At 70.1% G+C, this 16668-nt stretch carries 30 protein-coding genes; all 30 read left to right on the top strand.

The genetic code is table 11. From position 1 onward, the window contains the following. Positions 1-49: 49 nt before the first annotated feature. The 30 genes from MA875_RS04775 to MA875_RS04630 all read left to right on the top strand — a co-directional run bounded on the left by MA875_RS04775 (position 50) and on the right by MA875_RS04630 (position 16660). Positions 50-520 (top strand): RusA family crossover junction endodeoxyribonuclease, encoded by a 471-nt coding sequence (locus tag MA875_RS04775; RefSeq protein WP_248240611.1) that lies wholly within the window; start codon positions 50-52, stop codon positions 518-520. Next, positions 517-825 carry a hypothetical protein gene (locus tag MA875_RS04770; RefSeq protein ID WP_248240610.1) on the top strand — a complete coding sequence of 103 codons (309 nt, stop codon included), beginning with the start codon at positions 517-519 and terminating at the stop codon, positions 823-825. Before MA875_RS04775 ends, MA875_RS04770 begins: the two co-directional genes overlap by 4 nt. Then, complete coding sequence (locus MA875_RS04765; protein WP_248240609.1) at positions 825-1082, top strand: hypothetical protein; 258 nt, start codon at positions 825-827, stop codon at positions 1080-1082. Before MA875_RS04770 ends, MA875_RS04765 begins: the two co-directional genes overlap by 1 nt. Beyond that, positions 1082-2143 (top strand): YqaJ viral recombinase family protein, encoded by a 1062-nt coding sequence (locus MA875_RS04760; RefSeq protein WP_248240608.1) that lies wholly within the window; start codon positions 1082-1084, stop codon positions 2141-2143. Before MA875_RS04765 ends, MA875_RS04760 begins: the two co-directional genes overlap by 1 nt. Beyond that, the gene (gene bet / locus MA875_RS04755) at positions 2140-3078 is read left to right on the top strand and encodes a phage recombination protein Bet (RefSeq protein WP_248240607.1); all 939 of its coding nucleotides are present in this window, start codon (positions 2140-2142) and stop codon (positions 3076-3078) included. The genes MA875_RS04760 and bet overlap by 4 nt, the downstream gene beginning before the upstream one ends. Further along, positions 3075-3383, top strand: a complete 309-nt coding sequence (locus MA875_RS04750; RefSeq protein ID WP_248240606.1) for a hypothetical protein — start codon at positions 3075-3077, stop codon at positions 3381-3383. The genes bet and MA875_RS04750 overlap by 4 nt, the downstream gene beginning before the upstream one ends. Continuing rightward, positions 3380-3850 carry a hypothetical protein gene (locus MA875_RS04745; protein WP_248240605.1) on the top strand — a complete coding sequence of 157 codons (471 nt, stop codon included), beginning with the start codon at positions 3380-3382 and terminating at the stop codon, positions 3848-3850. The genes MA875_RS04750 and MA875_RS04745 overlap by 4 nt, the downstream gene beginning before the upstream one ends. Next, a complete protein-coding gene (locus tag MA875_RS04740) occupies positions 3850-4254 on the top strand; it encodes a hypothetical protein (RefSeq protein WP_248240603.1) in 405 nt (134 codons plus the stop codon). Before MA875_RS04745 ends, MA875_RS04740 begins: the two co-directional genes overlap by 1 nt. After that, a complete protein-coding gene (locus MA875_RS04735) occupies positions 4251-5045 on the top strand; it encodes a helix-turn-helix domain-containing protein (protein ID WP_248240601.1) in 795 nt (264 codons plus the stop codon). Before MA875_RS04740 ends, MA875_RS04735 begins: the two co-directional genes overlap by 4 nt. Beyond that, complete coding sequence (locus MA875_RS04730; RefSeq protein ID WP_248240600.1) at positions 5042-5353, top strand: DUF4406 domain-containing protein; 312 nt, start codon at positions 5042-5044, stop codon at positions 5351-5353. Before MA875_RS04735 ends, MA875_RS04730 begins: the two co-directional genes overlap by 4 nt. Beyond that, positions 5350-5712: a hypothetical protein gene (locus MA875_RS04725; RefSeq protein ID WP_248240598.1), complete on the top strand. Its 363-nt coding sequence runs from the start codon at positions 5350-5352 to the stop codon at positions 5710-5712. The genes MA875_RS04730 and MA875_RS04725 overlap by 4 nt, the downstream gene beginning before the upstream one ends. Further along, positions 5709-7049 carry a replicative DNA helicase gene (locus MA875_RS04720; protein WP_248240597.1) on the top strand — a complete coding sequence of 447 codons (1341 nt, stop codon included), beginning with the start codon at positions 5709-5711 and terminating at the stop codon, positions 7047-7049. The genes MA875_RS04725 and MA875_RS04720 overlap by 4 nt, the downstream gene beginning before the upstream one ends. Beyond that, positions 7040-7426 (top strand): single-stranded DNA-binding protein, encoded by a 387-nt coding sequence (locus MA875_RS04715; protein ID WP_248240596.1) that lies wholly within the window; start codon positions 7040-7042, stop codon positions 7424-7426. The genes MA875_RS04720 and MA875_RS04715 overlap by 10 nt, the downstream gene beginning before the upstream one ends. Further along, positions 7426-7665 carry a hypothetical protein gene (locus tag MA875_RS04710; protein ID WP_248240595.1) on the top strand — a complete coding sequence of 80 codons (240 nt, stop codon included), beginning with the start codon at positions 7426-7428 and terminating at the stop codon, positions 7663-7665. The genes MA875_RS04715 and MA875_RS04710 overlap by 1 nt, the downstream gene beginning before the upstream one ends. Further along, entirely contained in the window at positions 7649-8026 is a 378-nt protein-coding gene (locus MA875_RS04705; RefSeq protein WP_248240594.1) for a hypothetical protein, read from the top strand. Before MA875_RS04710 ends, MA875_RS04705 begins: the two co-directional genes overlap by 17 nt. Then, a complete protein-coding gene (locus MA875_RS04700) occupies positions 8023-8661 on the top strand; it encodes a hypothetical protein (protein ID WP_248240593.1) in 639 nt (212 codons plus the stop codon). The genes MA875_RS04705 and MA875_RS04700 overlap by 4 nt, the downstream gene beginning before the upstream one ends. Then, on the top strand, positions 8658-8966 hold the full coding sequence (locus MA875_RS04695; RefSeq protein WP_248240592.1) for a hypothetical protein: 309 nt from the start codon (positions 8658-8660) through the stop codon (positions 8964-8966). Before MA875_RS04700 ends, MA875_RS04695 begins: the two co-directional genes overlap by 4 nt. Further along, positions 8963-11545, top strand: coding sequence for a DNA methyltransferase (locus MA875_RS17740; protein ID WP_248240591.1), 2583 nt, complete (start codon positions 8963-8965; stop codon positions 11543-11545). The genes MA875_RS04695 and MA875_RS17740 overlap by 4 nt, the downstream gene beginning before the upstream one ends. After that, positions 11542-12105 (top strand): ASCH domain-containing protein, encoded by a 564-nt coding sequence (locus tag MA875_RS04685; protein WP_248240589.1) that lies wholly within the window; start codon positions 11542-11544, stop codon positions 12103-12105. Before MA875_RS17740 ends, MA875_RS04685 begins: the two co-directional genes overlap by 4 nt. Positions 12106-12297: 192 nt before the next feature. Next, positions 12298-12918 (top strand): hypothetical protein, encoded by a 621-nt coding sequence (locus tag MA875_RS04680; RefSeq protein ID WP_248240587.1) that lies wholly within the window; start codon positions 12298-12300, stop codon positions 12916-12918. Continuing rightward, entirely contained in the window at positions 12915-13139 is a 225-nt protein-coding gene (locus tag MA875_RS04675; protein WP_248240586.1) for a hypothetical protein, read from the top strand. The genes MA875_RS04680 and MA875_RS04675 overlap by 4 nt, the downstream gene beginning before the upstream one ends. A gap of 26 nt (positions 13140-13165) precedes the next feature. Further along, positions 13166-13417 (top strand): WhiB family transcriptional regulator, encoded by a 252-nt coding sequence (locus tag MA875_RS04670; protein ID WP_248240676.1) that lies wholly within the window; start codon positions 13166-13168, stop codon positions 13415-13417. Then, positions 13417-13680 (top strand): hypothetical protein, encoded by a 264-nt coding sequence (locus MA875_RS04665; RefSeq protein ID WP_248240585.1) that lies wholly within the window; start codon positions 13417-13419, stop codon positions 13678-13680. The genes MA875_RS04670 and MA875_RS04665 overlap by 1 nt, the downstream gene beginning before the upstream one ends. Beyond that, the gene (locus tag MA875_RS04660) at positions 13677-13889 is read left to right on the top strand and encodes a hypothetical protein (protein ID WP_248240584.1); all 213 of its coding nucleotides are present in this window, start codon (positions 13677-13679) and stop codon (positions 13887-13889) included. Before MA875_RS04665 ends, MA875_RS04660 begins: the two co-directional genes overlap by 4 nt. Continuing rightward, a complete protein-coding gene (locus tag MA875_RS04655) occupies positions 13889-14713 on the top strand; it encodes a hypothetical protein (RefSeq protein WP_248240583.1) in 825 nt (274 codons plus the stop codon). Before MA875_RS04660 ends, MA875_RS04655 begins: the two co-directional genes overlap by 1 nt. Before the next feature lie 3 nt (positions 14714-14716). After that, the gene (locus tag MA875_RS04650) at positions 14717-14986 is read left to right on the top strand and encodes a hypothetical protein (RefSeq protein WP_248240582.1); all 270 of its coding nucleotides are present in this window, start codon (positions 14717-14719) and stop codon (positions 14984-14986) included. A 186-nt stretch (positions 14987-15172) separates the two neighbouring features. After that, entirely contained in the window at positions 15173-15538 is a 366-nt protein-coding gene (locus tag MA875_RS04645; RefSeq protein WP_248240581.1) for a hypothetical protein, read from the top strand. Positions 15539-15747: 209 nt separating this feature from the next. Continuing rightward, the gene (locus tag MA875_RS04640; RefSeq protein ID WP_248240580.1) at positions 15748-16107 is read left to right on the top strand and encodes an HNH endonuclease; all 360 of its coding nucleotides are present in this window, start codon (positions 15748-15750) and stop codon (positions 16105-16107) included. 11 nt (positions 16108-16118) lie between these two features. Beyond that, on the top strand, positions 16119-16319 hold the full coding sequence (locus MA875_RS04635; protein WP_248240578.1) for a YegP family protein: 201 nt from the start codon (positions 16119-16121) through the stop codon (positions 16317-16319). Then, positions 16316-16660 carry a hypothetical protein gene (locus MA875_RS04630; protein ID WP_248240576.1) on the top strand — a complete coding sequence of 115 codons (345 nt, stop codon included), beginning with the start codon at positions 16316-16318 and terminating at the stop codon, positions 16658-16660. The genes MA875_RS04635 and MA875_RS04630 overlap by 4 nt, the downstream gene beginning before the upstream one ends. The last annotated feature ends 8 nt before the right edge of the window (positions 16661-16668 follow it).

Below are 16668 nucleotides of genomic sequence, written 5' to 3'. Positions count from 1 at the left end.
ACCCGCCCTACCCTCCCGTCCCCGCCTCGCAGCACGTCGGGTCCGCACGATGACTGCGTTCTTCGTCGCCGGCATCCCGATCCCGCAGGGCTCGAAGAAGGGCTTCTCGCCGAAGGGCTCGACCCTCGTGCAGATCGTCGACGACAACAAGGCCGCGCTGCACCCGTGGCGCGAGCAGATCGCTCGACGCGCGTTCAGCACCTGGGCCTACCAGAAGCCGATCGACGGGCCCTGCCGCGTCGAGGCGGCGTTCGTCCTGCCTCGCAAGCCGTCGGTGAAGCGCGAACTCCCGACCGTCGCGCCCGACCTCGACAAGCTCCTGCGCGCGCTGCTGGACGGCATCACGCAGGCCGGGAACGTCTGGGCCGACGACTCCCGGGTCGTCGAGATCCACAGCACGAAGGTCTACGGCGCCGAGCCCGGCGTGCACGTGACCATCACCGAGATCTCGGCAGTCGCGACCGTCGCGGCGCCGGTTGAGAAGGCGGCCGCGGCCGTCGAAGGAGGAACAGCAGCATGACCGAGATCAAGCCGACCGCGTTCAAGCGCGGCGTCCCCGCCGAGCAGGCCAACGGCCTCTACGGCGTCGAGGAGCAGCTCATCGAGATGGCTCCGGGCGAGCAGATCGTCTGCATCACCACCTTCTCTGTCGAGGAGGTCATGGAGAAGCGCCGCGCGGGCGAGGAGTGGCCCGTCGTCGGGATGAAGCACCTCGAGCCGCTGTGGGACGAGAAGGCGTCCGCAGCCGCGCTGAAGCTCCGCGACGCCGCCTACAAGAAGCGCACCGGCCAGGACGCGCTCGACATTCCGGAGGGCGACGACTGATGGGCGCGCTGAAGATCTCGCTGTCCATCGGCGGGAGTGACTACAAGTCCACCCGCGGTGCGGGGCACCCGTTCGCGCTCCCCGAGGGATCGAGCGGCGGCACGGAGCCCACGGTCGTGAAGGTAGCGCTGCCGATCGACCAGTCCTACACGACGGGCGCAATCGTCGACGTCATCACCGCAGTGGGATCGACCATCTCCGGGATGGTCGTCGCGACGCGAGAGCCCGTCATCGACGCCGAGGTGGTGGACGACTGATGAGCGTTTCGACCTTCGTTCCGCCTGCCGTCGCCGACCTCATGTCTCGTGCCGGCGCCTCTGACCAGGACCGCACCGCGTGGCTCGCCGAGCGCCGCGGCGGCGTCACTGCCACCGAGATCCGCGACCTTGCGATCGGCAAGAAGCGCCAGGGCGAGCTCGTCGACCTGAAGCTGGGGCTGAAGGAGGACGGCTTCTCCGGCAACGCCTACACCGAGTGGGGGAAGCTGCGCGAGCCGTTCCTCGCCGCTGTCGCCGAGCGCCGTGGGATCGCCGCCGAATCGCGGGTGTTCCACGCGGCCACGGACTCGCGATGGCTCGCGTCGCCCGACGGTGTCGGTGCGGACTTCGACGGCGTGCTGCTGGTGGGGGAGTACAAGACCTCCGGCCACGACCTGACGCCCGGCTCGCCGTCCTTTGAGCGCACCGGCTACTTCGAGCAGATGCAGTGGGCGATGCACGTCACCGGCGCGCGCCGCTGCCTGTTCATCTGGGAGGAGCGGCTCGGCACGCCGGAGACGGGCTTTGAGGCGGGCCGGCAGTTCGAGCACTGGATCGACTACCACGAGCCCACGGCCAAGCACCTCGTGACGGTCGCTCGCCGCTTCTTCACCGCGCTCGACAAAAAGCGCGCCGAGGTCGACGCCGGCAAGGTCACCGCGCCCGTCATCGACCCGGTGCTCGACGTGCTCGCGCTCGACGTCCTCGCGGGCCGTGTCGAGGAAGCCTCCGGAAAGCGCAAGAAGGAGACGGCCTGGAAGGCGCTGCAGGAGAAGCTCGCCGGCCGCGAGGAGCTGTCGCAGCGTTCGTCGTCGGCCCAGGTCACCTGGGTGCCCGGTGGGACCGCCACCGTGCCACAGACCTCGGTCGATGAGGGCGCGGCGCGGGCGGCGCATCCCGATGTGTGGTCCGCCCTCACTACGGCGCGCGAGCAGCTTGCCGCCGCCGAAGCCGCCTGGGCCGGATGCCTGGGCGCGTACACGACCACCACCGCGCAGTCGGTGCCGACCAAGCCGAGCTTGACGGTCACCGCGGTGAAGACGAAGGGAGAGGCGGAATGACAGCTCTCGCGACGCTGCCGACCAGCAGCGACGACAGCAAGTGGAGCCCCGAGGAGCGGGCGCTCGTCGAGGCTGCGGGCCTCGTGCACGTGGACACGCAGTCGAACACGAAGACGCTCGCCGAGCGCCCCGTCGTGGCCGCGTTCCTCCAGCACTGCGCCCGCACCGGCCTGGACCCGATCGCGCGGCAGATCTACTCGATCGCACGGAAGTCCCGCGGCCAGCTCAAGTGGCAGATCCAGATCAGCATCGACGGCGCTCGCCTCGTCGCTGAGCGGTCGGGGCAGTACGAGGGACAGACGACGCCCGAGTTCACCGCCGACGGCATCACCTGGACGCAGGTCTGGCTGGCCGCCGAGCCGCCGAAGGCCGCCCGCGTCGGCGTGTACCGCCGCGGCTTCCGCGACGCGCTCTACGCGATCGCTCTCTGGGACGCCTACGTGCAGCGCACGTACAACGGCGACGTCACGGAGATGTGGAAGAAGATGGGCCCGCTGATGCTGGCGAAGTGCGCCGAGATGCTCGCGCTCCGCAAGGCATTCCCGCAGGATCTGTCCGGCCTCTACTCGTCCGAGGAGATGGCGCAGGCTGACAAGCCCGCGCCGCTCGAGCAGCAGAGTCAGGCGGCACCCGCTGCGCCGTCGGCCGCGACCCCCGACCCGGCTCCCGCCGAGGCGCGGCAGCCGTCGAAGGACTGGCTGGCGCTCGCGAACGCCGCGCGCTCCCGCGACGAGCTGCGCCCCGTCTACGCCGAGGCTCAGGCGGCCGGCGACCTCGACGTCATGATCAGCGACGGCCGCCCGCTCGGCGCCTACCTCTGGGAGCTGCGCGAGCGCCTCCCCGAGCAGGCCGAAGACGTCGTGGACGCGGAAATCGTGGACGAGCCCGCGGGTGAGCCGGTGCACGACTGGCCCACCGCCGAGGTGAAGCCGTGACGCTCGTCGGCACGCCCCTCGTGCGCACGGAGGACGGCGCGATCCTCGGGCCGGACTACCGCCGCATCTCCGGGTTCGTGAAGCCGGGCAACGAGGTGCCGGGCGTCGTGCCCGCGTCCACGGTCGAGCCCGGCGACACGGTGCGCCTCGCCGGTCACGACGTGCTCGTGATCACCACCCGCGCGCACGGCGTCCCCGGTCACGTCTACATCGGCACCCGCAACGAGCACGGCGCCGAGATCGTGCACGAGTTCCGCGAGAGCGAGCGGGTGCACGTCGTCGGAGTGGGGTCGTTCGACCGATGAGCACCCCCGCTGAAGTACTCCGCGACCTGATCGGCCTGGAGGTGGACCCGGACGACGCGCTGCACACGAAGCTCTCTGAGACGGTGCGCCGTCTGGGACCGGGCGCGACGTACGGCCAGCGGATCGTGGCGCTCCGGTTCGACTTCGTCTGGGAGCTCCGCGACGCCGGCAAGGTGTACGGCACCGCGAAGGCCGACTACGAGAACGCCGTCGCCGTCAAGGTCGTCGAGATCACCGAGAAGGCGAACCTCGACGGCAAGAAGATCTCGCTCGGCCTGGCCGAGGCGATGGCGGAGCGCGACGCCTACGAGCTGAAACTCTCATACCTCGTCGCCGAGCAGCGCGAGCGGGCGATGCGGAAGTTCCTCGACGCGCTCGACGCGGCGCTGGAGAACCACCGCACCGACCGGGCCGACGCTCGCGCCGGGGACCGCGCCCACTCGCAGGGCTATGGCGGGGGTGCCTGATGGGCGCAGGCGAATTCACCCCGGCCACCGTGCGGCTCGTGTTCTTCGACCGCGACGGGAGCGCGTGCTTCCTCTGCCGGCGCACGCTCCGGTTCGAGGACCGCGGCCACGGGTGGTCGATGCACCACCGCAAGCCGCGCGGGGCCGGGGGAGTGCGCGGGCGAGGCGCCGAGGTGTTCTCGTCGCCGGCCAACGCGCTCACTCTCTGCGGATCCGGGACGACCGGATGTCACGGCTGGGCGGAGCGCGAGCGCGACAAGGCGATCGAGATGGGCGTGCTCATTTCTCGCCTCGCGGTCGGGCCGGCGTTCGCGCCGACGGCCGTGCGCGTGCAGAGGAACGACAGGACTTGGTGGCTGCTGACAGACGGCGGCCGCGCAGTGGAAGTGGAGGGCTCCTGGTGAGCGTCAAGGTATCGAGCTGGGTGTGGCACGGCGACGAGACAGCCGAGCTGGCGGGGAACGAGATGATCCTGCTGCTCGCGCTCGCCGACGTCGCCGACGACAACGGCCGCTGCCGGTTCATGACGGACGACGACGACCTGACGTACGGCGGGCTCGCGCGGAAGGCGCGCGTCGACCGGCGCACGATCGAGCGGCTGATTCCGAAGCTCCGGGCCCGAGGGCTCGTCGAGCACTCGCGGGGCACGAAGTCCCGCCCGAACGAGTTCACGATCCTCGTTCCGTGGGCGTCGGGCTCCGCCGACAAATTGTCGGGGAACGCTTCGGCGGATTCACCGACACCGGGAACGGATTCCCCGACAGCGGTGCGCGTATTCACCGACAGCGAGAACAACCACTCCTCTTATAGACGTAATGACGTAGACGTACCCCCTGTAGTCCCCGCTGGGGACGCGGTGGAATCGGCGTTCGATCGGCTCTGGGATCTGTGGCCGTCACATCGTCGGGGGACTCGGAAGAAGTCGGGATCTTCGTTCCGGACGGCCGTGCGCGCTGTGGGCGGCATCCGTCACGTCAAGGTCATCCTGGATGCCGCGGCGACGCACGCCGAGGTGTGGCGTTCGTGGCCGGCGTCGGAGGCGCAGTTCGTGCCGTCGATGACGACGTGGCTGAACCAGGAGCGTTGGACGGCTGAGGCTCCGATGCCTCGCGGCGGCCGCCTCTCGACGGTGGATGCCGGCCGGGCCGCTGACGCGATCCTCGCGCAGCAGGAGCGTCTGGCGGTGTCGGCATGACGCGCATCTACGTCGCTGGCCCCATGACCGGGCTGGCCGAGTTCAACTACCCGGCATTCCGCGCGGCCGCGGCGAAGCTCCGTGCCGTCGGCTTCGACGTCGAAGACCCCTCGACGAACGAGAACCCGACGCCGGGCGACTACCACGGCTGGCTCCGCGCCGGCCTCGCTCAGCTCATCCGCTGCGACGCGGTCGCCCTGCTGGACGGCTGGGAAGCATCCGGCGGAGCCCGCCTCGAGGTGAACGTCGGAGCGACCCTCGGGATGCGCGTCGCGCCGCTCGTGGAGTGGATCGAGGCCGGCGCATGACCCCGCGCGAGGCGAACGTGCTGCTGACCCAGGCGGCGCTGCTCGACGGCCGTCTCCGTCGCGAGCCGGAAGAGCGCGCGCAGATGGCGACGGCGTGGGCCCAGGTGCTCGGCGACGTGCCGCTGCAGCCTGCGCTCGAGGCGCTGGCCGCGCACTACCGCGAGCAGACGCGCTCGGTGATGCCGGCCGACATCGCGGCTCTCGTCGATGAGCTGCCCGCGGGCGACGCCGCTGACGTAGACGGGCGCGCGTGGCTTAGCTCTCGCGGCATCGACCCGGTCGCCTTCGAGGCTCGGCTCGCCGCCGGCGACCGCCCGTCGCGGGCTCTGCGCGAGCTCGGCGCGGGGGCGGGCTCGTGACCGAGGTGCTCCTGCCCTACGACCAGACCGCTGAGCAGTCGGTGCTCGGGGCCGTGATGCTGTCGCCTGACGTGCTGGACGACGTGCTGTCGATCGTCGAGCCGGGCGACATGTTCGACCCGAAGCACGCGACGATCTACGCCGCTGTGCGTCGCCTGCACGAGCGCAACGCCCCGACCGACGTCGTCGCGACCACCGACGAGCTGCTGGCGGCAGGCGACCTGAAGGGCACGCTCGACGCCTCGTATCTGCACGAGCTGACGTCGATCGTGCCGACGGCATCGAACGGCTCGTACTACGCGAACATCGTCCACGAGCACGCGATCCGTAGGCGCCTTCTGGATGCCGCCACGTCGATCGCGCAGGTCGCGTCGAACACCGGCATCGGCGCTCTCGACGCCGTGGAGATCTCGCGCGAGAAGGTCGACGGCGTCGGCGCCACCACGGCGCCCTCGATCGAGCAGTTCGGTGGCGCCGCGTTCGACTCGTTCGTGCGCGGGCTCGACGAGAAGCCGCGCTACATCCCCACGCCCTGGTGGGACATCAACAACCACCTCGGAGGCCTCCGCGCTGGCGGCCTGTACGTCGTCGGCGCCCGCCCCGGCCAGGGCAAGTCGATCGTCGGCCTGCAGGTCGCCCTGCGGCTGGCGAAGGAGGGCCCCGTGGCCTTCTGCTCGCTGGAGATGTCGCGCGACGACCTCATGGCGCGTCTCGTCTCGCAGCTCGCTCAGGTGTCGCTGCACTCGCTCGTGAACCACGAGGTGACGAAGTCGAGCTGGCAGAACATCGCGATGGTCCGCTCGCAGATCCAGCAGATGCCGCTGTTCGTCTCGACGTCCGACGAGGTGTCCACCATCACCCAGGTGCGCGCGTTCGCGCGATCGGTCGCCCGGCGTGCACCGAAGGGTCAGCGTCTCGCCGGCGTCGTCGTGGACTACCTCCAGCTCCTGACGTCGGGCGAGCGCGTCGAGTCCCGTCAGGTCGAGGTGGCTGGCTTCTCCCGGTCGCTGAAGCTCCTGGCGCAGTCGCTCGGCGTGCCGGTCATCGCGCTCTCGCAGCTCAACCGCGGCTCGACGACGCGCCGCTCGAACCGCCCCACGCTCGCGGATCTGCGCGAGTCGGGCGCGATCGAACAGGACGCCGACGCGGTGCTGCTGCTGCACCGCGACGAGAAGAACTCCCCGAACCGGCTCGACGTGGACATCGCGAAGAACCGCCAGGGGCAGCAGGGGCGCGTGTCGCTGCAGTGGGAGGGCACCTTCTCCCGCGTCGTGTCGCGCGCATGGTCACCGTCGGCCCTGATCGACGACAACGAAGGGAACAGCACATGGCAGTGAAGACGATCACCGGGCGCCTCGGGAACGTTCCGGAGGTGCGCGCCGCCGGCGGGAAGCACGTCGCGACGTTCAGCGTCGCGGAGACGAAGCGTCGCTTCAACCGTGAGACGAACCAGTGGGAGGACGAGTTCACGATCTGGCACGACGTCGAGTCGTGGCAGGCACCGGATGCGCTCGCGCAGCTCGCCCGGGGCACGCTCGTCATCGTCGAGGGCGAGGAGCGCGACGCCTCGTACGAGAACCGCGAGGGCAAGCAGGTCCGCAAGATCGTGATCCGCGCTCGCACCGTCGGCACGGTCGTGCGGGATGCTCCGGCGCAGCAGCCGTCCGGCGGCAGCTCGTGGGCCACGCCGGCGAACTCGGGAGAGCCGTTCTGATGGCCGCCTCGACGGGGCGCCGCACGCAGGTCGAAGCGATCGACGCGCTCACCGCGGAGATCCGGCTGTCGAACATCCTCGCCGTGCTCGGGATGGGCGTGACCGCGCTGGAGCACGACGAGGGGAAGCGGGCGACGACGCCGCAGGCGATCGAGCGCACCGCGAAGCGGAATGCGTTGCGCGCGGAGGCGCGCGTGGCGCTCGGGATGGAGGAGGTGCGAGATGGCGATCGAGGCTGAGATCCCCGTCACTCTGGCGAAGGTCGACTGGACCGACGACTACATGGTGAAGCTGCGGCAGCGGCGCCGGAAGGTGGCTTACATGCCCGCCGAGGCGCGCCAGCTCGCCGACGAGCTCCGAGCGGCCGCCGACGCGGCCGAGAGCGCGATGCGCTCGGAGATGTCCGAGCACCAGGCGGAGGAGTGGAGGGCCGCGGCGCACGCGTTCGATCTCGCGCCGTCGTGCCGCGACTGCACCGAGGGGAAGCACGGCGCGTGCATCGGCTCAGCGTTCGTGGAGCGAGGCGAGGAGATCGACGAGGTCGAGTGCCGGTGCTCGGCGGCCGGGCATCCCGCGCGGGTCGGGGAGGTGCGGCCGTGAGCGACTGGCCCAACACCCTGCAGGTCGCGCCGATCCGCGAGTGGCCGGGCGAGCTGACCCGCACCCGCAGCCGGTCGATGTTCAAGGCCGGCCTCAGCGACACGCTGCAACTGCTCGACCGCGAGGTGTGGCACCTGACGGAGAACCGCTCGCAGCGGGAGTCCGCGGAGCTGCTGGTAGCGATTCCTGCGGGAGACGCGTGGCGGCTCGATGGACGGCCGCGCGCATCCGCCGTCGCTGAGCACCCGGGCGTCATCTTCTCGATCGAGTCGAAGTTCGGGGCGCTGTCGTACCCCTGCGACACGTTCACGACCTGGCAGGACAATCTCCGCGCGATCGCTCTCGCGCTCGAGGCTCTGCGCAAGGTCGACCGCTACGGCGTGACGAAGCGCGGCGAGCAGTACCGCGGCTTCCTCGCCATCGAGGCGACCGCGGCGCCAGCGGGTTTCTCCACGGCAGCGGATGCCGAGGCGTTCCTGCGGAGCTGGTGCGGCCCAGCCTGGGCGGATCAGCCGCTTCGACGCGTGTTCCGGGAAGCCCAGCGCACGACGCACCCCGACATGAGCGGCGACGCGGCGACGTTCCAGCGCGTCTCGCTCGCCGAGGCGAAGCTCCGAGAGGCGGGCCTGCTGTGAGCGCCCCGGCCCTGACGCCCGCTGACTCGGCGATCTTCGACGAGGACGTGATCACCGAGATGGAAGAGCACCTCGACGAGCCGATCGCGTGCGGCATCGAGACGTGCGAGAAGGAGGCGGCTTGGCGCGTCAGCCTCCGCTGCTGCGGCGATTCGACGTTCCTCTGCACCCCGCACTACTTCGTGTCGCGTTCGCGTCTGGGGTGGTCGCTCATCTGGGCGGGCGCCGCGCAGTGCGCCGTATGCGGGACGGTGTTCCGGCACCCGATGTCGTACGACGCGATCGTGAGGGTGGTGCCGCTGTGAGCACGCTCCTGACCCTGAACACGGGCAACGACGGCTCGCTCGACTACGACGCGTTCCTGCGCGACAAGGTCGCGTTCGACCGGACGTTCGGCTTCGAGGTGACCGACGACGAGCTGTCGCCGATCTTCCGCCCCGGGCATCCGTTGTTCCAGCCGCATCAGGCCGACGTCGTGAAGTGGGCCGTCGCCGGCGGCCGGCGCGCGATCTTCGCCCGCTACGGCATGGGCAAGTCCGTGATGCAGCTCGAAGTACTCCGGCTGATCGTCGCTCGCCTCGGCGGCCGCGCGCTCATCGTCGCGCCGCTCGGCGTGCGCTTCGACATCGTGCGTGACGGCCGCGACCTGCTCGACATCGAGGTGCGATTCGTCCGCACCACCGCGGAGGTGGACCCCGACTGGTCAGGGATCTACGTCACGAACTACGAGAGCGTGCGCGACGGGAAGCTTGACGTCGGGCTCTTCACCGCGGTGTCGCTCGACGAGGCGGCCGTGCTGCGCTCGTTCGGATCCGAGACGTACCAGCGGTTCCTGCCGCTGTTCGCCGACGTGCCGTTCCGCTTCGTCGCCACCGCGACGCCCTCGCCGAACCGGCACAAGGAGCTGATCCACTACGCCGGCTTCCTCGGCATCATGGACACCGGCGCGGCGCTGACGCGGTTCTTCCAGCGCGACTCGACGAAGGCTGGCAACCTCACCCTCTACCCGCACAAGCGGCGCGAGTTCTGGCTGTGGCTCAACACCTGGGCATGCTTCCTGCAGCGGCCGTCCGACCTCGGCTACTCCGACGCCGGCTACGCGCTGCCCGAACTCCGGGTGCACTGGGACGAGGTGCAGGTCGGCATCCTCTCCGACCAGATCGACCGTGATGGGCAGGGCGTGCTCGTCCGAGGCGGCGCGATGTCGCTCGTGGATGCCGCGCGCGAGAAGCGCCGCACCCTCGACGCTCGCGTGGCCCGGGCGATGGAGATCGTGGCCCGTCACGGCGACGGACAGATCCTCCTGTGGTGCGACCTCAACGACGAGCAGGAGGCGCTGGAGCGGGCGCTCACGGCCGCAGGGCGCACGTTCTCGTCGGTGCACGGCGGCCTCACTGATGAGCAGATCGAGCAGCAGCTCGGTGCGTGGCTCGCCGGCGAGACGTACGCGCTCATCGGGAAGCCGGTGCAGCTCGGTCGCGGCCTGAACCTGCAGCAGTGCAGCACGGCCGTGTTCGTCGGCATCACGCACAAGTACGAGCAGGTCGTGCAGGCCGTGCACCGCATCCACCGGTTCGGCCAGACGCGCGAGTGCGACGTGCACCTGATCTACGCCGAGACGGAGTCCGAGGTGCGCTCGGTGCTGGAGACGAAGTGGGCGGAGGACGACCGCCTGACCGACACCATGTCCGACGTTCTCCGCGAGTTCGGGCTGTCGGCCGCGGCGATCTCCGCCGAGCTGACGCGGGCGATGGGCGTCGAGCGCGAAGTGCACACCGGCGAGGCGTGGACGATCGCGCTGAACGACTCGGTGCTGGAGGCGCGCGAGCACCTCGAGGCGGAGTCCATCGGGCTGATGGTGACGAGCATCCCGTTCGGCAACCACTACGAGTACTCGCCGAACTACGCCGACTTCGGCCACACCGACGACAACGCGCACTTCTGGTGGCAGATGGACTACCTGACGCCGTCGCTCTACCGCGCGCTCATGCCGGGCCGGATCCTCGCCGTCCACGTGAAGGACCGGCAGCTCTTCGGCTCGGTCACGGGCGCCGGCGTCTACACGGTCAGCGAGCTGCACGCCGAAGCGATCGCGCACTACCGCCAGCACGGCTTCGACTACTACGGCGCCATCACCGTCACGACCGACGTCGTGCGCGAGAACAACCAGACCTACCGGCTGTCGTACTCGAAGATGCTCCGCGACCACACCCCGATGGGCGTCGGCTCGCCGGAGTACGTGCTCCTGTTCCACAAGCCGCAGAGCGACCGGTCGAAGGGCTGGGCCGACGAGCGGGTCGTGAAGGACCGCGAGCAGTACTCGGTCGGCCGGTGGCAGATCGACGCGGCCGCGGACTGGCGGTCGTCCGGTGATCGGCTGCTCGCCCTCGACGAGCTCGCAGTGCTCGACCCTGGCACGCGCTCGAAGCTGTTCACCGAGCAGTCGCTCCGCTCGGTCTACGACTACGAGCAGCACGTCGCCCTCGCCGAGCGCCTCGCGGCCGCCAATGCCCTCCCTGGCACCTTCGCGTCGCTGGTGCCCGGCTCGTGGGCGCCGAACGTGTGGCACGACGTCCTGCGCATCGAGACGCTGAACAGCGAGCAGAAGCGCCGCGCCGTCGAGAACCACATCTGCCCCTTCCCCCTGGAAATCCCGCGCCGCCTCATCGCGACGTACTCGAACCCCGGCGACCTTGTCTACGACCCGTTCAGCGGGCTCGGCTCCACCGTGCTCGAAGCGGTGCGCCAGGGCCGCCGCGGCTACGGATCCGAGCTGAACCCGGCATCCGTCGCCGACTCGCTCGTCTACCTCGAGCGCCACGACCGCGAGCAGAGCATCCCGACTCTGTTCGACCTCCTCGACAGCGAATGGAGCGCAGCATGAGAGTCCTCACCGTTCGACAGCCCTGGGCCTGGGCGATCGTCCACGGCGGGAAGGACGTCGAGAACCGGTCGCGGTCGCTCGGTCCCTACCGCGGGCCGGTCGCGATCCACGTCTCGCTGAGGCCGATGCCCGCCGGCGACCCGTCGTGGTCGCGGGTCGCGTCGCACGGCATGGACACCGATCGGGTTGACGGCGATGCGCTGCATCTCGGGCACATCATCGGCGTGGTCGATCTCGTCGACGTGCACCTCGCGGACGACTGCCTGGCGCAGCTCGGCGTCTACCAGGGGCACGAGGACGATCCGGACATGGACTGCTGTTCCGAGTGGGCCGACTACGAGCATGACCGGGACGTGCACCACCTCGTCCTGACGAACGCGCGGGCGCTCGACGAGCCGGTTCCCTGGAAGGGCGGGCTCGGCTTGCGAAAGACCGACCTCGACATCATCGGCGAGCACCTCGTCGCGCCGTGGGGGCACGGGCCTGGCTCGTGCACGCCCTACGGATGCGAGCCGGGGTGTGAGTTCGAGCCGGTCGCGCGCTTGTTGGCGACCTCATGACCGTGATCCAGGCCAAGCACCCGGGCGTCTGCCGCGCGTGCCACGACACCTTCGACTCAGCGAGCCGATCCGTCGCACGGCCGAAGGGTGGGTGCACGACGTCTGCCCGTCCTCGCGCCCGCCACGGCCGGTGTGCGGGGAGTGCTTCGTGGAGATCGCGCTGAACGGCGCGTGCGGCTGCGGGGTGATGACATGACGATCCCTCTCGACGCGATCGACCCGGACGCCGGCTACCGGCAGTGGCGCGAGAGCTTCCTGTGGCACGTCGACCAGCTCCCGGTCGTCATCGAGACGACGGGCGTGCTCGTGCTCCCGCACCTCCGCGCGGCGAAGCTCCAGGAGAAGGTGTCGGGCGGCGGCTACATCGACAACATCCCGATCGTCGACGGGCCCGGCACCCGCGACACGCTCGCGCTCTGGGCGGCGTTGAGGGCGTACCTCACGACGGCCGCGCGGCACCTCGAGGCGGTAGGGGTGTCGCTGCCGGCGGTGCTGCCCGAGGATCTCGACTCCGCGCGCTGGTGGGCGCACGAGGCCCGCGCGTGGCTCGCGCGCATCGTGGACGACATCCGGGCCTGGCCCGATCTCGTCGAGCTGGAAGAGACGCTCTTCAGCCTCATCCGCCGCACTAGCGGACGTCGCCCCGAGCCTGCGCCGGTCGCGCGCGCTGAGCCCGAGTCCGTCGAGATGGAGCGCTGCGACGTCTGCGGGAAGTGCGCGGTGCTCATCGACTGGATCGAGACGGCCGACGGGCGATCGATGCTCGCGAAGGCCTGCACGGTGTGCGGAACGAAGTACGGCGGCGCGGCATGAGCGAGGGTCCGATCAAGGCGCACCGCGACGCATGGAAGCCGCGGAAGGCGTCCACCACCGACTCCGAGCGCATCTGCGCGACGAGCGCGACCAAGGGCCGCGGCTACTGCGGCCGCAAGATGACCAGCTCGAAGCTCACGTCCGACTGGGCGGCCGTCGTGTGCTCCGACTGCGAGGCAGCTCGCCGCGCAGACCTCGAGGCCGCCGGGAAGGGGAAGTGATGTTCGCGACAGAGGGGGCGCCGGGGATGCCGTGGGCGTCGGGCGGGTTCGTGTCGCCGGAGCCGTGGACGCAAGACGCTCTGTGCTCGCAGGTCGACCCCGAGCCGTTCTTCCCCGAGAAGGGCGGATCGACGAAGGAGGCGAAGAGCATCTGCGCCGACTGCGAGGTGGTGGCGGAGTGCCTGGAATATGCGCTTCGCAACGATGAGCGCTTCGGGATCTGGGGTGGGAAGTCCGAGCGAGAGCGCCGGGCGCTGAAGAGGAAGGGGGCGGCCTGATGGACGTCGAGAAGGAGATCCTGCTGAGCAACGCGCGCGTGCGCGCTCTCATCGACACGAGGGCGCGCGAGGCGCTGCAGCGGATGGATGACAGGTGGCCGTCGCTGATCAATCCGCCCCTGGTCGTAGAGCCGCCTGCCAACCCGGCTGAGGCGGCCGGCCAGCAGTTGCGAGCCCTCCACGATGCGTTTGTTGCGTTCGCGGAGGCCTTCGGGCGAGGGTGGACGGCCGTCGATCGTGCGCAGCCGGGGAGCATCCGGTGAGCGCCCCGGCTGCGCTGCTGCTGTGCTCGCTCGCCGGCATCGTGCTCTGCGTCGTCGCGGTGTTCACCATCGCCGCGATCGCTGCACCTCGGGGCATCGTCAGCGGCCCGGCCGTCGCCGCCGCTCGCGGGCTCTTCGCTTCGGCGCTGGCGCTGATCGTCGCTGCGGTGATCGCGATGGTGTGGGGCATCGGAACGGGGTGGATGTGATGGCTAGCCGAATGACAGCGAAGGTGCTCGTCGAGCGTCTGCGGGCGTCGCTGGTGAAGCCTGGCGACGACATGCCCGGCGGCATGTTCATGACTGAGGTAGCTCTCGGCTCGCGCCGCATCGACGGCCTCTACTGCGGGTTCTTCGGCTCGCGCGGCCGGTACCTTCGCGGGTACGAGGTGAAGGTCGCCCGCTCGGACTGGCTGGCCGAACTCGACCAGCCCGCCAAGGCGGAGACGTGGGAACAGAACGTGCACGAGTGGTGGATCGTCGCACCCGACACCAGCATCGTTCGCCCCGAGGAGCTACCGCACGGATGGGGGCTGATCGTTCCCGATCCGAATCCGCGCACGAAGACACGGATGAACGTCGTGGTGAAGGCCGCTCGCCACGAGGACCGGAACCCGTCCTGGGAGGCGACGCACGCCATCATCCAGAAGGCTGACTCCGAGCGGATGCGGGCGATCAGCGAGCGCGTTCGTGCCCTGCAGGACGAGCACCGCGGCTCGATCGACGCCGAGGTCGAACGCCGGCTGTCGTACGACAACAGCACCGCCGAGCACTGGAAGCGCCGCGCGGAGGCCACCGATGCTCTCCTGGCCGAGGTGACAGAGATTCTCGGCATCCGGGTCGTCGACGGCGAGTACGCGTGGGGATCTTCGGCCGTCTCCGTCAAGGAGCTGCGGGAGTCCTTCGGGCGTTACCTCATCGCGGGCAAGCAGGTCGATGCCGCGCTGCAGCACAAGCTCATGCAGATTCGCGCCGTCCGCGACGCGGCGACCGCGGCGGAGAAGGCGATCAAGGCCGCAGGGGTGAGCCGCTAATCCATGCCGACCCTGACCTACCGTGAGGCCGCGAAGCTCACCGGGCGCGCGGTCAACACGATCCGCCATTGGCGGCGGAGCGGCATGGTCATGGGCTGGGAAGAACGGAACGGGCAGCAGGTCCGCGTCGTCGAGCTCCACGTGCTCCAGGCGTACTTCCGTGAGCGCCTCGGCAACTGGCCGACGCACCGCTACCGCATGCGCGCCCTGCGAGCCGCGGAGGCAGCCGCACAGGACGCGACACGCCGTGTTTCTCCACCTCCGCCCCCGTGAGTACTTGACACCCCTACCTTGATTCTTGGAACGGTGTCGGACGGAGACACCAACGCTGAGGGCCCCGAAGAGCACACGACGCTCGCGGGGCCTTCGGCGTCACTAGACGTAGACGACCCCGAACGAGCGCGGGAACGCTCGCCGGGGTCTGACCCACCATCGACGGGAATCGATCGGAGGGCTGCCGTGGAGCCTACCCACGGGCACCGACATGGCGACTTCGCCTCCATCAACCGCGCGAACATCGCCCGGCTGCAGGACGAACGCGACCGTGCGGGCCTCACTCAACTCGCCGACGTGCTCGACACGTCACCGCACGTCGACGGCCGGATGCTCGCCGATCAGGCCCGCGCCGCGGTCGCCTGGATTGACGCGACCACACCTCGCACGTTCGACGCCTCCGACGCTCACGGCATCCGCGTGGGGGACATCCTCCGGTACGACCGCGACGGCTACCCCCTCGAGGGCGTCGTGATCGACACTGACGGCCGCACGGCCACCACGAACCACGGCGACGACGTCGCCATATCGACCCTCGGCCGGGAGTTCTGAGCTGACCGTGGCGCCCTACGGCACGGAACAGCCGTCGCGCCCGCTCCTCCCGGCCGAGGTCAGACCGGTGTCAACGCGGAGCTGCCTGCCGCGAAGGGCCCTCACGATGCTCGGGATTCCTCGGAGCTAGGGGTACCTGCACCACCCCGAGCGGGGCGCCGAACCGACCCACGGCGCCGGCGCCCCGCACACCCACCGATCGGGGGACGATGGACGACGACTTCCCCGCCGGCGCGAAGCTCGGCCCCGGCGTCGAGAAGGCCCGCAAGAACAGCCGCCGGATGCACCAGCTCCGCACCGACTTCTTCGAGGAAGGGAAGCGGCTCGACGCTGAGGGCGACCCGGACGCGAACTGCCACATCTGCCACGGCCTGATCGACTACGACGCCGAGCCCGGCACCACGCCCGACTCCCACAACCTCGACCACTACTACCCCGTCTCCACGCACCCCGAGCTGCAGGAGGACTGGGACAACTTCCGCCACGCGCACACGCTCTGCAACCAGCAGCGCGGCGCGGGGGCGATCAACTCGGGCGGGCTCGGCGAGCTCGTCCCCGACTGGTGGTGAAGGAGCGAGGGATGACCGAGTTCGAGGTGTACCAGCGGGCCGACGGGAAGTGGGCGTGGAGGCTGAAGGCCGCGAACGGCGAGATCGTCGCGACCGACGGCGGCCAGGGATACGAGCACAAGGACGAGTGCGAGCGCACCGGCGCCCGCGTCGTCGTCGGGCTCTACGCCCCGGCGGGACTGAACGTGCCGAGCAGAGGGCGGGGACGATGAACCGATACGCCGCCGTCGGGATCAACCAGGACGCCGAGCTGGGGAAGCGGATCATCGTGCTCACCGTCACCACCACCGAGTCACGGGCGGCGCTCGAAGAGATCGCAGCCCTCGCCCCCGCCGAAGCATCAGCGCGGAGAGCGAACGGACTGGAGAGCATCCGCTACCCCAGCGGAGGACGCGTCACCATCCGGTCCCACCGCCAGGGGACGAGAGGCCACAGCGCCGACGTCCTGTACCTCGACGGGGGAGTGGACGCCCAGGTGCGTGACACGGCCGCGTGGGACTCCCTGCGCGCCACCCTGGCCGCCTCACCCCACGCCGAGATCATCCGCGCCTGACCCACCGA

It is taken from the genome of Microbacterium kunmingense (assembly GCF_023155745.1).
Taxonomy (GTDB): Bacteria; Actinomycetota; Actinomycetes; order Actinomycetales; family Microbacteriaceae; genus Microbacterium; species Microbacterium kunmingense.
This window is presented reverse-complemented; position numbering and strand designations above follow the sequence as displayed.

Bases quoted from the DNA above. Each gene is read 5' to 3' on its own strand.
- MA875_RS04705 (WP_248240594.1), top strand. From the start codon at position 7,649: ATGGCGATCGAGGCTGAGATCCCCGTCACTCTGGCGAAGGTCGACTGG.
- MA875_RS04760 (WP_248240608.1), top strand. From the start codon at position 1,082: ATGAGCGTTTCGACCTTCGTTCCGCCTGCCGTCGCCGACCTCATGTCT.
- bet (WP_248240607.1), top strand. From the start codon at position 2,140: ATGACAGCTCTCGCGACGCTGCCGACCAGCAGCGACGACAGCAAGTGG.
- MA875_RS04770 (WP_248240610.1), top strand. From the start codon at position 517: ATGACCGAGATCAAGCCGACCGCGTTCAAGCGCGGCGTCCCCGCCGAG.
- MA875_RS04775 (WP_248240611.1), top strand. From the start codon at position 50: ATGACTGCGTTCTTCGTCGCCGGCATCCCGATCCCGCAGGGCTCGAAG.
- MA875_RS04675 (WP_248240586.1), top strand. From the start codon at position 12,915: ATGAGCGAGGGTCCGATCAAGGCGCACCGCGACGCATGGAAGCCGCGG.
- MA875_RS04640 (WP_248240580.1), top strand. From the start codon at position 15,748: ATGGACGACGACTTCCCCGCCGGCGCGAAGCTCGGCCCCGGCGTCGAG.
- MA875_RS04765 (WP_248240609.1), top strand. From the start codon at position 825: ATGGGCGCGCTGAAGATCTCGCTGTCCATCGGCGGGAGTGACTACAAG.
- MA875_RS04670 (WP_248240676.1), top strand. From the start codon at position 13,166: ATGCCGTGGGCGTCGGGCGGGTTCGTGTCGCCGGAGCCGTGGACGCAA.
- MA875_RS04685 (WP_248240589.1), top strand. From the start codon at position 11,542: ATGAGAGTCCTCACCGTTCGACAGCCCTGGGCCTGGGCGATCGTCCAC.
- MA875_RS04650 (WP_248240582.1), top strand. From the start codon at position 14,717: ATGCCGACCCTGACCTACCGTGAGGCCGCGAAGCTCACCGGGCGCGCG.
- MA875_RS04745 (WP_248240605.1), top strand. From the start codon at position 3,380: ATGAGCACCCCCGCTGAAGTACTCCGCGACCTGATCGGCCTGGAGGTG.
- MA875_RS04715 (WP_248240596.1), top strand. From the start codon at position 7,040: ATGGCAGTGAAGACGATCACCGGGCGCCTCGGGAACGTTCCGGAGGTG.
- MA875_RS04680 (WP_248240587.1), top strand. From the start codon at position 12,298: ATGACGATCCCTCTCGACGCGATCGACCCGGACGCCGGCTACCGGCAG.
- MA875_RS04740 (WP_248240603.1), top strand. From the start codon at position 3,850: ATGGGCGCAGGCGAATTCACCCCGGCCACCGTGCGGCTCGTGTTCTTC.
- MA875_RS04630 (WP_248240576.1), top strand. From the start codon at position 16,316: ATGAACCGATACGCCGCCGTCGGGATCAACCAGGACGCCGAGCTGGGG.
- MA875_RS04725 (WP_248240598.1), top strand. From the start codon at position 5,350: ATGACCCCGCGCGAGGCGAACGTGCTGCTGACCCAGGCGGCGCTGCTC.
- MA875_RS04665 (WP_248240585.1), top strand. From the start codon at position 13,417: ATGGACGTCGAGAAGGAGATCCTGCTGAGCAACGCGCGCGTGCGCGCT.
- MA875_RS04730 (WP_248240600.1), top strand. From the start codon at position 5,042: ATGACGCGCATCTACGTCGCTGGCCCCATGACCGGGCTGGCCGAGTTC.
- MA875_RS04655 (WP_248240583.1), top strand. From the start codon at position 13,889: ATGGCTAGCCGAATGACAGCGAAGGTGCTCGTCGAGCGTCTGCGGGCG.
- MA875_RS04710 (WP_248240595.1), top strand. From the start codon at position 7,426: ATGGCCGCCTCGACGGGGCGCCGCACGCAGGTCGAAGCGATCGACGCG.
- MA875_RS04635 (WP_248240578.1), top strand. From the start codon at position 16,119: ATGACCGAGTTCGAGGTGTACCAGCGGGCCGACGGGAAGTGGGCGTGG.